Source organism: Mycobacterium sp. NTMscope_Eco_3, from assembly GCF_976985685.1.
Genome location: NZ_CDRJYZ010000001.1, coordinates 4,682,333 through 4,696,510, shown reverse-complemented (window position 1 = coordinate 4,696,510; position 14,178 = coordinate 4,682,333). Strand labels below are relative to the sequence as shown.

General features: G+C 67.8%; 11 protein-coding genes. 6 read left to right on the top strand and 5 right to left on the bottom strand.

Annotation, left to right across the window (positions count from 1 at the left end; all coding sequences use genetic code 11):
• The first annotated feature begins 42 nt into the window (after positions 1 to 42).
• On the top strand, positions 43 to 573 hold the full coding sequence (locus AC0KTM_RS21710; RefSeq protein WP_472417533.1) for a DUF3093 domain-containing protein: 531 nt from the start codon (positions 43 to 45) through the stop codon (positions 571 to 573).
• On the top strand, positions 570 to 830 hold the full coding sequence (locus AC0KTM_RS21705; protein ID WP_472416649.1) for a hypothetical protein: 261 nt from the start codon (positions 570 to 572) through the stop codon (positions 828 to 830). The genes AC0KTM_RS21710 and AC0KTM_RS21705 overlap by 4 nt, the downstream gene beginning before the upstream one ends.
• On the opposite strand, the gene AC0KTM_RS21700 is transcribed toward AC0KTM_RS21705, so the two are convergent.
• Positions 814 to 1,254 carry an STAS domain-containing protein gene (locus AC0KTM_RS21700; protein WP_472416647.1) on the bottom strand — a complete coding sequence of 147 codons (441 nt, stop codon included), beginning with the start codon at positions 1,252 to 1,254 and terminating at the stop codon, positions 814 to 816. The two genes, AC0KTM_RS21705 and AC0KTM_RS21700, sit on opposite strands and share 17 nt — an antisense overlap.
• A 356-nt stretch (positions 1,255 to 1,610) precedes the next feature.
• On the opposite strand from AC0KTM_RS21700, the gene AC0KTM_RS21695 reads away from it, so the two are divergent.
• The gene (locus tag AC0KTM_RS21695; protein WP_225328801.1) at positions 1,611 to 2,849 is read left to right on the top strand and encodes an acyltransferase family protein; all 1,239 of its coding nucleotides are present in this window, start codon (positions 1,611 to 1,613) and stop codon (positions 2,847 to 2,849) included.
• Between the two features lie 90 nt (positions 2,850 to 2,939).
• Positions 2,940 to 3,626 (top strand): Rv0518 family GDSL lipase, encoded by a 687-nt coding sequence (locus AC0KTM_RS21690; RefSeq protein ID WP_238956916.1) that lies wholly within the window; start codon positions 2,940 to 2,942, stop codon positions 3,624 to 3,626.
• On the opposite strand, the gene AC0KTM_RS21685 is transcribed toward AC0KTM_RS21690, so the two are convergent.
• From AC0KTM_RS21685 to AC0KTM_RS21675, 3 genes are all read right to left on the bottom strand, one after another.
• Positions 3,611 to 6,931: a helix-turn-helix transcriptional regulator gene (locus AC0KTM_RS21685; protein ID WP_472417531.1), complete on the bottom strand. Its 3,321-nt coding sequence runs from the start codon at positions 6,929 to 6,931 to the stop codon at positions 3,611 to 3,613. The two genes, AC0KTM_RS21690 and AC0KTM_RS21685, sit on opposite strands and share 16 nt — an antisense overlap.
• A gap of 277 nt (positions 6,932 to 7,208) precedes the next feature.
• Positions 7,209 to 9,332 (bottom strand): acyltransferase family protein, encoded by a 2,124-nt coding sequence (locus AC0KTM_RS21680; RefSeq protein ID WP_472417529.1) that lies wholly within the window; start codon positions 9,330 to 9,332, stop codon positions 7,209 to 7,211.
• 49 nt (positions 9,333 to 9,381) lie between these two features.
• On the bottom strand, positions 9,382 to 10,245 hold the full coding sequence (locus AC0KTM_RS21675; protein ID WP_255641572.1) for an alpha/beta hydrolase: 864 nt from the start codon (positions 10,243 to 10,245) through the stop codon (positions 9,382 to 9,384).
• Between the two features lie 347 nt (positions 10,246 to 10,592).
• Here AC0KTM_RS21675 and AC0KTM_RS21670 point away from each other — a divergent pair, with 347 nt between their 5' ends.
• Together AC0KTM_RS21670 and AC0KTM_RS21665 are read left to right on the top strand one after the other, a co-directional pair.
• Positions 10,593 to 11,738 (top strand): LLM class flavin-dependent oxidoreductase, encoded by a 1,146-nt coding sequence (locus tag AC0KTM_RS21670; RefSeq protein WP_225328804.1) that lies wholly within the window; start codon positions 10,593 to 10,595, stop codon positions 11,736 to 11,738.
• A gap of 5 nt (positions 11,739 to 11,743) precedes the next feature.
• Positions 11,744 to 13,096, top strand: a complete 1,353-nt coding sequence (locus AC0KTM_RS21665; RefSeq protein ID WP_472416646.1) for an MFS transporter — start codon at positions 11,744 to 11,746, stop codon at positions 13,094 to 13,096.
• On the opposite strand, the gene AC0KTM_RS21660 is transcribed toward AC0KTM_RS21665, so the two are convergent.
• Positions 13,093 to 14,046 carry a cytochrome P450 gene (locus tag AC0KTM_RS21660; protein WP_472417527.1) on the bottom strand — a complete coding sequence of 318 codons (954 nt, stop codon included), beginning with the start codon at positions 14,044 to 14,046 and terminating at the stop codon, positions 13,093 to 13,095. The two genes, AC0KTM_RS21665 and AC0KTM_RS21660, sit on opposite strands and share 4 nt — an antisense overlap.
• Between the last annotated feature and the right edge of the window lie 132 nt (positions 14,047 to 14,178).

The window sequence follows — 14,178 nt, the reverse complement described above, 5'->3', positions numbered from 1 at the left end:
TTGACATCAGAGACGACTAGAAGCGACACCCAACCGAAGCCGTTGTTCTACGAACCCGGGGCCAGTTGGTGGTGGGTGGCGTCCGGCCCCGCCGCGGCGGGTGCCATGGTCCTGATCGAAATCTGGAGCGGTGCCAAGGTGTCGTTCGTGGTCCCCGCGATCTTCTTGGTCTTGGTGTCGGCCTTCGTGGGGTTGCAGGTGAAGGCGGCGCGGATCCACGTCTCGGTCGAGCTGACCGAAGACGCCCTGCGCCAGGGCACTGAGACGATCTTGGTGCGCGAAATCGTCAGGGTCTATCCCGAGCCCGAGAACCACGAAGCCTCCGGCAAGGAGCTGGCGCGGTGGCAGTCGGCGCGGGCGCTCGGCGAGCTGGTCGGGGTGCCGCGCGGGCGGATCGGTATCGGCCTCAAGCTCACCAACGGCCGCACCGCCCAGGCGTGGGCGCGTCGTCATCGTCAGCTGCGGGCGGCCCTGACGCCCCTGGTCCAAGAGCGGGTGGAGCCCACCGGGACCGATGTCATCGACGACGAACGGGACGACCTCCCCGATGACCAGGCCGGGCCCGCGCAATGATCGCCAGCTACCGGGCGGTGGTCGAGCTCGTCGTGGCGGTTGCCGCCCTGGCGGGCTCGGGAATCAGCTGGACGCGCTCGCATCACACCGTGGCCGTCGCGCCCATCGCCGAGGGGCAGCCCTTCACCACGTCGGTGGTTTACGACCCGCAGCTGTTGCTGCTGACGCTGGTGTTGTTGACGTGCGCCGGCGTGCTGGCGGTCGTCGGAGCAGCCAGGCTGCGGCGTGCCCGTTCGGGCGCTACGGCGTCTTCCTGACCAGCGGCAACGCCATCCGGCGGCGGATCCTGATCGCGTCGGCCCGATCGCGCAGCGCCTCCTGAACAGAGCGCATCAGCGGGAAGCTGACGTCGTGACCGGTGTCTTCGAGCACCTCGGTGACCGCCGAGCTGGCCACCAGCGTCCAATCAACGCCGGCGGCGCGACAATCGGCGTCGAACGCGTATAAGAGCGAGATAGCGGCCTCAGCAAACTGGCTGAGATCGGCGACGTCGAGTACCAAAGGGTTTTCCCCGAGCGTGAAACGCCGAATGTGGTGACTGACGCGGTCGACATTCGCGTCATTGATTTCGCCGCGAATATGCACCACGGTCGCCAGGTGCCGATAGTGCGCGCGCACCTGAGCGCCCTCGCACTCAAAGACGCAGTTGTCCTGGCGACTCCCGGTGCCTGCGCTCGTCATGAGGACCCCTCACTCTCCGTACCGCTCGCGCCGGCCTTGGAGGGCGCCTCCCCGCTCACCAAAGCCGCCTTAAACACTAGGCCGCAAGCCTAAGGAGACCGGTAGCCACGCCTAACTCTTTGCTAAGAAGCGAATGAGGTTTCCGGGCGGAGCAAACCTCCGAAATTCGCCGTGGGCGCTCCGGGCGGCGCTGAAGGCCGTGTGCCACACCACAACCGTCCACGCATGCCGGCGATTGCGCTGCTAGGCTGCCATGGCTGCCGGTTGCCAGTCGGGGGGCTTGCGAAATGGCGAGATCGCCCGCCTCAGCCGATAGCGGCAGAACGGAACGGCAGGATCCAGACGGGAAGAGCAGCGTGCGGGGCGGAGAGATCCGGGGCGAAATCAAGGCCCTGACGGGACTCCGTATCGTCGCCGCGGTCTGGGTGGTGCTCTTTCACTTCCGGCCGATGCTCGGGGATGCGTCGCCCGACTTCCGCGATGCGCTGGCCCCCGTGCTCAATTGCGGCGCCCAGGGCGTCGACCTCTTCTTCATCCTCAGTGGATTCGTCCTGACGTACAACTATCTCGACCGGATGGGCCGGTCCTGGTCGACCCGCGCGACCCTGCACTTCCTGTGGCTGCGGCTGGCCCGGGTATGGCCGGTGTATCTGGTCACGTTGCACCTGGCCGCCCTGTGGGTGATCTTCACCTTGCATGTCGGTCACGTGCCCTCGCCGGACGCCGCTTCGCTCACCGCGATCAGCTACGTGCGCCAGATCCTGTTGGTGCAGTTGTGGTTTGTGCCGTTCTTCGATGACTCGAGTTGGGACGGGCCGGCCTGGTCGATCAGTGCGGAATGGCTGGCGTACGTCCTCTTCGCCCTGCTGGTGTTGGTGCTGTTGCGGATGAAGCAGGCGACGCGGGCGCGCAGCCTGATGGTGCTGGCGTTCGCGGCGTCGCTGCCCCCCGTGGTGATGCTGCTGGCCAGCGGCCACTTCTACACGCCGTGGAGCTGGCTGCCGCGGATCGTCACGCAGTTCACCGCGGGTGCCCTGGCCTGTGCCGCCGTGCGCAGACTGCGGCTGACCGACCGTGGCCGCCGCGTCGCGGGGTACATCTCCCTGCTTCTGCTGGCCGCCATGGTGGGCGTCCTGTATTGGTTTGGCGCACACCCGATATCCGGCGTGGTGGAAAACGACAGCGGCGGCGTCGTCGACGTGTTGTTCGTTCCGCTGGTGATCTCCCTGGCCGTCGGCCTGGGGAGCCTACCGAGGGTGTTGTCGACGCGGGCGATGGTGTACGGCGGTCAGATCTCGTTCTGCCTGTACATGGTTCACGAATTGGTGCACACGTCCTGGGGTTGGGCCGTGGAACAATTCGAGCTCGCAACGCAGGACAACCCGTGGAAATGGAACGTCATCGGCCTGCTCGCGATTGCCGTGGTCCTGTCGATCGTGTTGTATCACGGCGTCGAAGAGCCCGCCCGCCGTTGGATGCGCAAGATGGTCGATGTCAGGGCCGTGAACGCGAGAAGTGATCCCGGTGAGTCAACGAACGGCAAGCCGCATCCGATCGACCGTCCGCTGGAAGCGATTTCGGTCCGCGCGGTGTGATGGCTGCTTTTGCGCCCGGCCGTGATTCGCGGGCAGTATTCGATGAGTACATGGCGGCACCCGACCATGCCGTTGACAGTGGAGGTAAGAGTGAGTCGTCTGGCCACCTTTCTCATTGGGGTGAGTTTTCTGGGGGGCGTGGGCATCGCATACCCGCCGCAGGTGCGCACTTACGAGACGCTGACGCTGGACTTCCGGCTCAATCACCTGGCAGTCATCGGGGATTCGTACACCACCGGCACCGATGAAGGCGGCCTGGGCGCGCGGTCATGGCCGTCGCGGGCGTGGCAGACGCTCGGCGCGCGGGGTTCGCGGGTTTCGGCCGATGTGGCGGCCGAGGGCCGCGCCGGTTACGCCGCGCCCGGCGACCACGGCAGTACCTTCGAGGACCTGACCGCCAGGGCCGTCCACCCCGATGACGCGCTGGTGGTGTTCTTCGGCTCCCGCAACGACCAGGATATCGATCCTCTGCTGCTGACCGAAAAGACCCACGCCGCTTTGGATCTGGCGCGCCGATTCGCCCCGGCCGCGCGTTTGCTGGTGATCGGGCCGCCGTGGCCGACCGCCGACGTTCCGCCGTCGATGTTCCTGATTCGCGACATCCTCGGCGGTGCGGCAGGGGCCGCCGGGGCGACGTTCATCGACCCGATCGCCGAACACTGGTTCGTCGGCAGGCCCGACCTGATCGGCCCCGACGGCGTGCACCCGAACGACGCGGGGCATCAGTACATGGCGGACAAGATCGCACCGCTCATCCGTACTCAGCTCTCGACGTGACGGGCCGCCTCCCGGGCGAGCTGGACCCGCGATGACACGGCGAGTTTGGCGTAGACGTGCGTCAGGTGGGTCTGCACGGTGCGTGGTGAGACGAACAGCCGCGTCGCAATGTCCCTGTTGGGCAACCCTTCGCTGACGAGCCGGACGACGTCGCGCTCGGTCGGCGTGAGCGACTCCCATCCGCTGGCTGGGCGACCGCGCGTGCCGCGGCCGCGCTGCGTGTAGGCGATGGCCTCCGGGGTGGACAGGGCGTTGCCCTCGGACCAGGCGGATTCAAACTCCTCCTGCCCCAATGCTTCTCGTATAGCAGCCAGCGAAGCATCGTAATCCGCTTGAAACACTCTGAGCCGTATTTCGCGATGGCGCTGCCGCATGCCCTCGGCGGCGCCGAGGAGCCGCGCGGCATGCTCGGCGTTGGTGTCGGCGGCCAGGGCGGCGAGGCATTCGAGTGCTTCAGGCAGGCGCAGGTGCCCGCCGGTGCGCTCGGCGACCTCGATCGCGTCGTGCAGGTCGCGTTCGGCCCGCTGCGGCTCACCCTGGGCAATGGCGACCCGCCCTCGTGCGAGAAGCGCCCACGCGCGAAAACTCCCGGGAACGACCGCGATGGCATCGTCGGCCCAGCGGCGGGCGCCAACCAGATCGCCGCATCCCATGGCGGCCTCGGCCATCGGCACCGTGCTCCGGGTCAACAGCTCCTTCAGCGGGTACGTGTGCCGCCACGCGGCGTCGCAGGCCTGTTTGGCGGCGGCGGCGTCGCCGGCGGCCAGTGCGGCAATGGCCAGGGAGACGTAGGTCGAGTCCTCATGAAAACCGCCCAGGGTGGCGCCAATCTCCAGGCCGGCTTCGGCCGCCGCGCGCGCCGCGCCAGGATCGGTGTACGCGAGGGCCTGCGCCATCGTGATGAGACCGAAGGTCTCCATTGGGCGGTCCGCCGCGGCGCGCGCCTCTTCGACCAGCGAACGGAATACGAGGAGCGCCTCGGCCAGCTTGCCCTGTACTGCTAGTGCACTCCCTAGGAACGTGCGGCTATACCGCGACATGAAGCTCTCGCCGAGCGCGTCGGCGAGGATACGCCCCTCCTCGCCGGCCGCCTGCCCAGCGATGGGATTTCCGGCGACGCCCTCGGCGAAACTCTGATAGGCGCGCAGGTGGCAAAGCGCCGCAGCATCTTTCGAGGCACGAGCCAGGTGTACGCCCTCGGCGAGATACGGTTCTGCCAGCTCGGTGTTGTTGACCGCCAGCATGCCGCAGGTGATCAGGCAATGTGCGACGAGCGCTTGGTCGCCGAGTGCGCGCGCCGAGGCCAGTGCCTCCTCCGCTCGTTGCAGGCTGAACGGGACGGAGAACCAGACACCCAGTAGTCCGGCGTCGGCGACCGCCCGTATCCAGACCTCGGCGGCGACGTCCGCGTCGCGGTAGCGCTCGTCGTCGAACACGGCGGCGAACCCGGCCACGCCCTCGCGGAACCGTCCGCGCGACACCCATAGCCGCTGCAGCGCCGACACCAACCGCAGCGCCGGCCCGAACTCGCCGGCGTCGCAACTCCACCCGTGCGCCGCCCGCAGGTTGTCCATCTCGAGTTCGGCCCAGGGGACCAACGGCGTGCCGTCGCCGCGCGTCTGCGACGCCAGCGCCACGGCGGCCGCGGTGTAGTGGTCGCGGTGCCGGGTCCGCACCGCCTCGGCTTCGCCCGACTCCGCCAGCTTTTCCAAACCGTACTGACGGACGGTCTCCAGCAGGCGGTAGCGCATCATGCCGTCGACTTCCTCGGTGACGATCAGCGATTTGTCGACGAGCAGTCCGAGCTGATCGACGAGCTGAAAGTGCTCGACGTCCGCGTCGGCGCCCACCGCGTGGGCGGCATCGAGATCGAAGCCGCCCATGAACACGGCCAGGCGGCGAAACAGGATGCGCTCGGGCTCGGTGAGCATGGCGTGCGACCAGTCGATGGAGGCGCGCAGCGTCTGTTGACGGCGGACCGCGGTGCGCGCGCCTCCGGCGAGCAGGCGAAAGTTGTGATGCAGCCCGTCGACGATCTGGGACAGCGACAGCGTGCGGATACGCGCCGCGGCGAGCTCGATCGCCAGCGGCATGCCGTCCAGACGCCGGCAGATCTCAACGATCGCGGCCGAATTATCTTCGGTGAGACGGAAATCCGGACGCGTACGTCGGGCCCGGTCGACGAACAGATCGACGGCTTCACCATCCACCGACAGCGACGGCACGCGCCACGTCAGTTCTCCGGCGATGCCGATCGGCTCCCGGCTGGTCGCTAGCACGGTGACATCCGGGCCAGCATCGAGGAGGGCGATGGCCAGGGCCGCGCTGGCATCGAGCAGGTGCTCGCAATTATCGAGGATCAGCAACATCTTTCGGTTGCGGACGAACCTCGACAGCGTCTCCATGGTGGAGCGGCCCGGCTGGTCGGGCAGCCCCAAGGTCCGCGCCACCGTCACGGGTACGACGAGGGGATTGGTCACCGGGGCAAGATCGACAAACCAAGCGCCGCAGTCGAACTCGCCGGCGATCAGGTCGGCGACCTGTACCGCCAGCCGTGTCTTTCCGACACCGCCCGCCCCGGTCAGGGTCACCAGCCTGTTGGCCCGCAAGATCTGCCCGATGTCACTGATCTGGGTGCTGCGGCCGACGAAGGTGGTCAACTGGCTCGGAAGACGGGAACTGGCAACGTCATTCGCCGATCGCAACGGGGGGAAGTCGTTGCGCAGACCGGGATGGTTGAGTTGTACGACCCGTTCTGGCCGCGGCAGATCCCGCAGTGGGTGCTCGCCCAGCTCGGTCAGCCAGGCATCGGGGGGTAGTCGGTCGATCACCAACGGCTCGGTCGCGCCGGACAGCACGGTCTGCCCCCCGTGGGCGAGGTCGCGCAGCCGTGCGGTCCGGTTGATGGTGGGCCCGGCGTAGTTGCCGGCGTCGCGCAGTTGGATCTCCCCGGTGTGCAGGCCGATGCGGATGCGGATCGGCGGCTGCACGGTTAGCTGCAACTCCAGTGCGCACGCGACGGCGTCGCTGGCGCGCGCGAACGCGACCACGAAGCTGTCGCCCTCACCCTGTTCGACGGGCCGCACGCCGCCGTAGCTGGCGACCAGATCGTTCACGGTGTGGTTGAGCTGTTCCAGCGCGGTTGTCATCGTGTCGGACTGGGTTTCCCACAATCGCGTCGAGCCCTCGACGTCGGCGAGCAGCAACGTCACGGTTCCAGTGGGCAGCTCGCTCACGCTCAGCTCGCTCCAGTTCAGCAGCGGCATGTCCGCCGGCGGATCAATGCTGATCATGTTAGCCAGCATGCGGGCGTGAGGGGTGCAAAACATCAGCACAAACGCGTAGAACTCGACCTGATCCATGCCGATTTACCCGCAACGTTACTTTGCTACGGGCGTTCTAGTCTTCCGCGTGGCGCTCGTAGTCCCACCGCTCCAGGCGATCCTGCAGGTGGAGCAGGCCGACTCCGGCGAAGGGCGCAGCGACTGCGATGCAGACCAGCAGCAGTGGAGACATCATCTAAAACCTCCAAGAACCCTTCACTGATCTGACGTTCGTCCGCCGCGAGTAGTTCATTGCCGTTCACCCGTCCGCCACGGCGCGGTCCACCAGCACACCCATCACGGGCGCCAGCAGCCGCGCGTACTCGGTCGTCACGTGGTTGTCATCGCGGAACACCAGGGTGTTGCCGACGATCAGCGGGCAGCGGTCGGGGGCGCAGAACAGGTCGGTCAGGTCGGCGTAGTGCCCGCCGTTGCCGACGGTCGCGTCGCGCTCGGCGGCGATCCCGTCGTCGTTGACGGCCGCGGATCGCGTTGGCGCACAAGCGGTTGCGTCATCGAGGTGCGCGGACAGGCAGGTCGGCCCGGACGAATGCGGATCGGCGGCGGGCCCCAGCACCAGGACGGTGGCGCCGGTGCCGCGCAATTGCGCCACGGTGCGTCCCAGGGTGTCGATCCACGCCGGGTCGTAGGAGGTGAAGCCGAAGTCCCCGCCGTAGCGCCGACTCATGTCCAGCACCACCAGCCGCGGGTGTTCGGCGTTCATCCGGGCCATGATCTGGGCGCGCCACTGTTCGCATTCGGTGTACTCGCGGCCCAGATACGGGCTCATGATGTGCAGGTCCTGCAGCGGGCAGGTCACCTTGGCCAGCGTCTCCAGCCGCCAGTGCCGTTGCTCGGCGAGCTGCTCGAACGCGGGGTTCCACATGGCGGCGTGCGAGTCGCCGATCAGGGCCACGGTCGTCGGCGAGCCGGTGTCACCGGTCGCGCATTCGCTTTGGCCGACGTCACGCCAGGACCGCACACAGCCGTTGACGAACACCGCGGCCTTGTCGGCCGGCGCCTTGTCCAGCGGCGGGTCGAGGTTCGACGGGACGGCGCGCAGGACGGCGGCCCCCGCGAGGATGACGTGCGCCTGGTCGAAGGCCTGACGGACCGCGGCTTCCTGCGGGCTGACGGCGGGGACGCCGGCCGGGGGCGCCGCGACGATGTTGGCCCGCGGCGCCGCAACCCCATGGCCCACGGGCGCGGGGATCACGTTGAGCAGCAGCATGCATGCGCACGCGGTGGCGGCGCTGGCGCCCCCCGCCACGACCAGGCTGACTTTCGCCGATCGGCGCAGGGCGGCGGCGAAGCGGCCGGGGTTTTCCACCAGATGCAGGGTGATGACGGCCAGTCCGGCGGACACGGCCGTCGCGCTCAGCCGGGCCGGTAGCCCCGCCGGCTCGCCGAGCAGCGCCGGCATCAGCAGCAGCACCGGCCAGTGCCACAGGTACCACGAGTAGGAGATTCGGCCGATGGCGCGCATCGCGGGGCGGCACAGCAGCCGGCCGGGCCCGAGTCCGCCGGTGACGGCGCCGCCGCCGATGATCAGCGCGGTGCCCAGCACGGGCAGCATCGCCTCGGTTCCGGGGTAGGGGGTGTGGGCGTTGAGTTGGGTGCAGGTCAGCAGGATCAACGCCACACCGCCCCAGCCGACGATCGACGCGGTCAGCAGCGACAAGCGGCGCCACTGCTCGATCGACAGCGCCACCAGGCCGCCGGCCGCCAGTTCCCAGGCCCGGGTCGGCAGCGAGAAGAACGCCCACGACGGCGACGTGTGGGTCCACAGCGCGCCGGCCGTCAGCGACGCGGCGGCCACCACCGCGAGGACCGCCGCGTACGGCGCCGCGCGCTTCGCGGTGCCGCGCAGGAGCGGGAGGCGCCGTGCCAACCACGCGGTGGCGATGATCAGCATCGGCCACACCAGGTAGAACTGCTCCTCAACGCCCAGCGACCAATAGTGCTGGAACGGCGACGGCGCGTCGGTGGTCAGGTAGTCGGTGCCGTGCAGGGCGAATCGGTAGTTGCCGACGTACAGCGCGCTGGCGATGCCGTCGAGGAACACGCTGCGGGCCTGCAGCGGCGGCAGCACCGCGGCGGCGGCGATCGCGGTGACGGTGCCGACGATGGCCGCGGCCGGCAGCAGCCGTCGGGCGCGCGCACCGTAAAACCGGCCCAGCGCCACGGTATTCGTGGTGGCCGCTTCCCGAAAGAGCAGCCCGGTGATGAGGAAGCCGGAGATGACGAAAAAGACGTCCACCCCGATGTAGCCGCCGCTGACCCCGGGGATGCCGGCGTGGTAGAGCACGACGGCGATCACCGCGACGGCGCGCAGTCCTTCGATGTCGGGCCGGAATCCCCTTCGGGAAGTCCGCCGCCCCACGCGGTGTGGGCTGCCGGCGACTGATTCCTCCCGAAGTGTCATCGTTGGCTCAGGTCGCCATCCAGGCCAGTTCGCCGGGTAGTTGGCTGCGCCAGTAGGCGACGTCGTGGCCGCCGAGCGAGAAGCTGCCCGCCGGTGGCGTCTTCAACTGGTAGACGAATTGCTTTGTGGCGAAATAGAAGCGGTCGAAATTGCCGCAATCCACGCGCAGCGGAATGGAATTCAGCGCCGGTAAACCCATCACGCTGTTCTGCACGAAGTCCTCGTTGCTGTCGAATGCGCCGGGGGCGCTCGTCGCGTACGACGTGTACAGGGCCGGGCTGATGGCGCAGATTCCGGCGGTCCGGGACGGGCCCAACTTGGCGCCCAGACGAAGCGCCCCGTATCCGCCCATCGACCAGCCCATGAAGCCGACCCGGGACGTGTCGAAACCCATCGTGGACAGCATGGGCAGCAGCTCGTCGAGCACCATCGCGCCCGAGTCCTCGCCGGAAGTCCTTTTGTGCCAGTAGGTGTTGCCGCCGTCGACGCCGACGACCGCGAACGGCGGCTTGCCCTCCTTGGCCAGCCGGGCCAGCCCGTCGGGCACGCCCATGTCGATCATCTGGTTGGCGTCGCCGTCCACACCGTGCAGCGCGATCACCGGACGCAACATCTTGCTCTGGCCGGGCGGCATGGCGATCACGTAGTTGGTCTTGATCCCCCCACGGGCGGCCGACACGAACGACCCGGTGAGTCTGTTCGGCAGGGCGCTGCCCGCCGTCGGCGGCTCGAACGGGGCGGGAGCTTGCGGCAGCGTCGCGGCCTGCGACGTCTCGGCGGCCAGCAGCGAGCTGAACGCGTACACGCCGGCGGCTCCGAGGCTGGCACCGGCGCCCATCCGGAGCACCGCCCGGCGTGTGAGGTCAGGCATGATCGCAATGATGCCGCCCGGAGCGGGGATTACCCGCCGAGCCACGCCGTATTGGAAGCATTGTGTGATCTGGCGTGACCTTTCGGTCACGATGCGGTGATCTTTACGGGCGTCGGGCCTTGATCCGGCGCGGTCACCCTTCGCGCCGGGTTGCGGCGTCGGCTCACATCGTAGCGGTGGCGACGAAGGCTTGCCACCACCGGAAACATTGCGATCGTATTGCCTTCTGGCGCAGCGGCAGACCCCCGTGCCGGGAATGCAATCTCGAAGGTTTCAACCCTCGCCCGACGGCCGTGGATTGCGAAGGATGGAGCTTTCTGTGCACAGGGGCGAAAGAGGATTGTGACGTGAGTCTCGCGTTTCATTGGTTTCTGCCGACCTACGGCGATTCGCGGAATCTGGTCGCGGGCGGGCACGGCACGTCGATGTCCGGCGACCGGCCCGCCACGCTGCGGTATCTGCACCAGATCTGTACGGCCGCCGAAGACAACGGGTTCGAGGCGGTCCTCACCCCCACCGGATTGTGGTGTGAGGACGCGTGGTTGACGACGGCGATGCTGGTCGAATCGACCGAGACCCTGAAATTTCTGGTCGCGTTTCGGCCCGGGCTGCTCAGTCCCACCCTGGCGGCCCAGATGGCCGGGACCTTCCAGCGACACTCGGACGGACGGCTGCTGCTCAATGTCGTCACCGGTGGCGAACCACACGAGCAGCGGGCCCACGGGGACTTCCTGGACAAAGAGGCGCGCTACGCCCGCACCGCCGAGTTCTTGCATGTGGTGCGGCAACTGTGGACCTCCAACGAGCCGGTCACCTTTTCCGGCGAGCACATCCGGGTCGAAGGCGCGCAACTGAACAACCCGCCCAACCCGATACCGCGGGTGTTCTTCGGCGGGTCGTCGGCGGCCGCGGGGCCGGTCGCGGCCAAGCACTCCGACGTATATCTCACCTGGGGCGAGCCGCTCCCGGCGGTCGCCGAAAAGCTGGACTGGGTCCGTGGGCTGGCTGTCGACGCCGGTCGAATTCTCCGATACGGCTTACGGATTCACGTGATCAGCCGTGATACGTCCGCCGAAGCGTGGGCGGAGGCCGACCGATTGCTGGCGGCGATCGACCCGGCCGACATCGCACGGGTCCAGGACAGCTTGGCGCGCAGCGAATCCGAGGGCCAGCGCCGCATGCGGGAGCTGCACGGCGGTGACAGCAGCAAGTTGCTGGTCGCGCCGAACCTGTGGGCCGGCGTGGGCCTGGTGCGTGGGGGAGCCGGCACCGCCCTGGTCGGGTCGCACGCCGAGGTCGCCGAGCGGCTGGCCGAATACGCCAAATTGGGGATCACCCACTTCATCCTGTCGGGTTATCCGCATCTGGAAGAGGCCTACTGGTTCGGCGAGGGCGTATTGCCGATTCTGGAGCGGATGGGATTGTGGCGCCACCCCAACCGCCAGACGCACCCGTCCGGGGCGACACCCTTCGCGGTCGCGTCGGCGCACTGAGGGTCATGGCAGCCACGTTGCCCGCGGCGCCACCCGCCGCCGCGTCAGCCGACGCGTATCCAGTCGGTGAAAGCTCCGAGCAGCAGCGCCGGCGGTTGCGCATCGTCGTCGCGGCGAGCCTGTTGGGGACCACGGTCGAGTGGTACGACTTCTTCCTGTATGCCACCGCGGCCGGACTGGTCTTCAATAAGGTGTTCTTTCCGAATGAAAGTTCCTTGGTGGGAACGCTATTGGCGTTCGCGACCTTCGCCGTCGGCTTTGTCATGCGGCCCATCGGGGGCGTGGTGTTCGGTCACATCGGTGACAAGATCGGTCGCAAGCGCAGCCTGGCGTTGACCATGCTCATCATGGGCGGCGCGACGGCGTTGATCGGGCTGTTGCCGACCGCCGCGCAGATCGGGGCGTGGGCGCCGGTGCTGCTGCTGGTGTTGCGCGTGCTGCAGGGTTTCGCGCTCGGCGGCGAGTGGGGCGGCGCGGTGCTGTTGGCCGTCGAACACAGCCCCGACGACCGGCGCGGCCGCTATGGTGCCGTCCCACAAGTCGGGCTGGCGCTCGGGCTGGCCATGGGCACGGGCATCTTCGCGTTCTTGCAGATTGTGTTGGGGCCGAGCCGATTCCTCGCGTACGGCTGGCGCATCGGCTTCATGCTGAGTCTGTTGTTGGTCGTGATCGGCATCGTGGTGCGGTTGCGGGTCGACGAGACTCCCGCATTCCGGGAGCTGCAAGATTTGCAGGCCGCGTCCACCGTGCCGATCCGCGACATCGTGCGCGAGCCCCGCTCGCGGCGCAACACGCTGCTCGGGTTGCTGTCGCGGTGGGCGGAAGGCTCGGCGTTCAACACCTGGGGCGTCTTCGCGATCAGCTACGCGACGGGAGCGCTGGGACTGAATCGGGTCTCGGTCCTGGTCGCCGTGACCATCGCCGCGTTGTTGATGGCTGTGCTGCTGCCGATTTCGGGACGATTGACCGAGCGCTTCGGTGCGCGACGGGTGTACCTGGTGGGCATCGCCTGCTACGGCCTGACGGCCTTCCCCGCGTTCGCACTGTTCGGCACCAGGAAGCTGCTGTGGTTCGGCCTGGCGATGATCATCGTCTTCGGCGTCGTGCACGCCCTTTTCTACGGGGCGCAGGGCACGCTGTACTCCGCGCTGTACCCCACGAACACCCGCTACACGGGCCTGTCGTTCGTCTACCAGGTCTCGGGAATCTACGCGTCCGGGGTCACCCCGATGATCCTGACGGCGTTGATCGCCGCCCTCGGCGGGGCGCCGTGGCTGGCGTGCGGGTATTTGGTTGCGACAGCGGTCATTAGCGTGATCGCCACCGCGCTGATCCGCGAGCGCGACTTGTATCTTTAACGGACGCTGAAAACGCAGCGGAGTGTTTGGGGTCCGCGGATGGCCGGGTTGTCCCGCCAAATCGGCGCCCCGCACAGCTCGGGCCGGCGCGCCAGGATGTGTCGTAACGCGATGACCATCTCAAGTCGCGCAAGTGCTGCACCGACGCAATAGTGCGCGCCGTAGCCGAAGGCGAGTGGCGCCGGCCCTCGCCGGTCGGCCTGGAATTGGTTGGCCTCGTTGTAGACGACCGGGTCTCGATTGGCGGCGGCGAGCACGACGAGCGCCGGTTCGCCCGCGCGAACCGCGATGTTGTCGATGATGTGGTCCTGGGTGGCGGTGCGTGTGACGGCCTGCACCGGACCCTCGAGGCGTAGCAGCTCCGTGACAAGGACGTCGTTGACAGAGTCGATGGTGTCGATCGGTCTAACGCCGTCCGCAGTGGGAGTCAGGAGCCGAACCATGGCCGAGCCCAATAGGTTTGCGGTAGTTTCGTGGCCGGCTATGGCGATCACGATCGCGGTGATGACGACGTCGTCGAGCTCTAGGTTGGGTTCGGCGCTGATGAAACTCAACAGGTCGTCGCCGGGATGGCGGCGACGGTCGGCGGCCAGCGGAAGGAATTCGGTCAGCAGGGTCGCGAGGGCGGCGGTTCCCGATTCGACGGCATCGACATCGTTGAAATCGCCCAACATTCGGCTGATCGCCGGCGACTCCGCACGTAGCAGTCGCGTCGAGTCAACGTCCAGTCCCAGCCACGCCGCCGCGATCGCGATGGGCAACGGCAACGCGATCCGGGCCATGAAGTCGAAGTCTTCTCTGGCGGGAAGAAGGTCGATCGTCTGGGCGGCGATGGCATCGACACCCTCTTGGAGTCCGGTGATGAATGATCGGGTGAAGACGTCGCGAACCGCGCCGCGTAGCCGGTCATGGCTCGCGCCGTCAGCGAACAACATGTTGCGTCGCAGCATGTCTGGATCGGCGGCCAAGGTGCCGAGCGGGGCGTTCGAGTTCGCCAGCGGGTCGCTGGTCCAGCCTGTTCCGCCGAGGATCTGCCGCGCGGGATGGTAGCCGAGGACAAGCCATGCTGCGGCGGTGTCGTT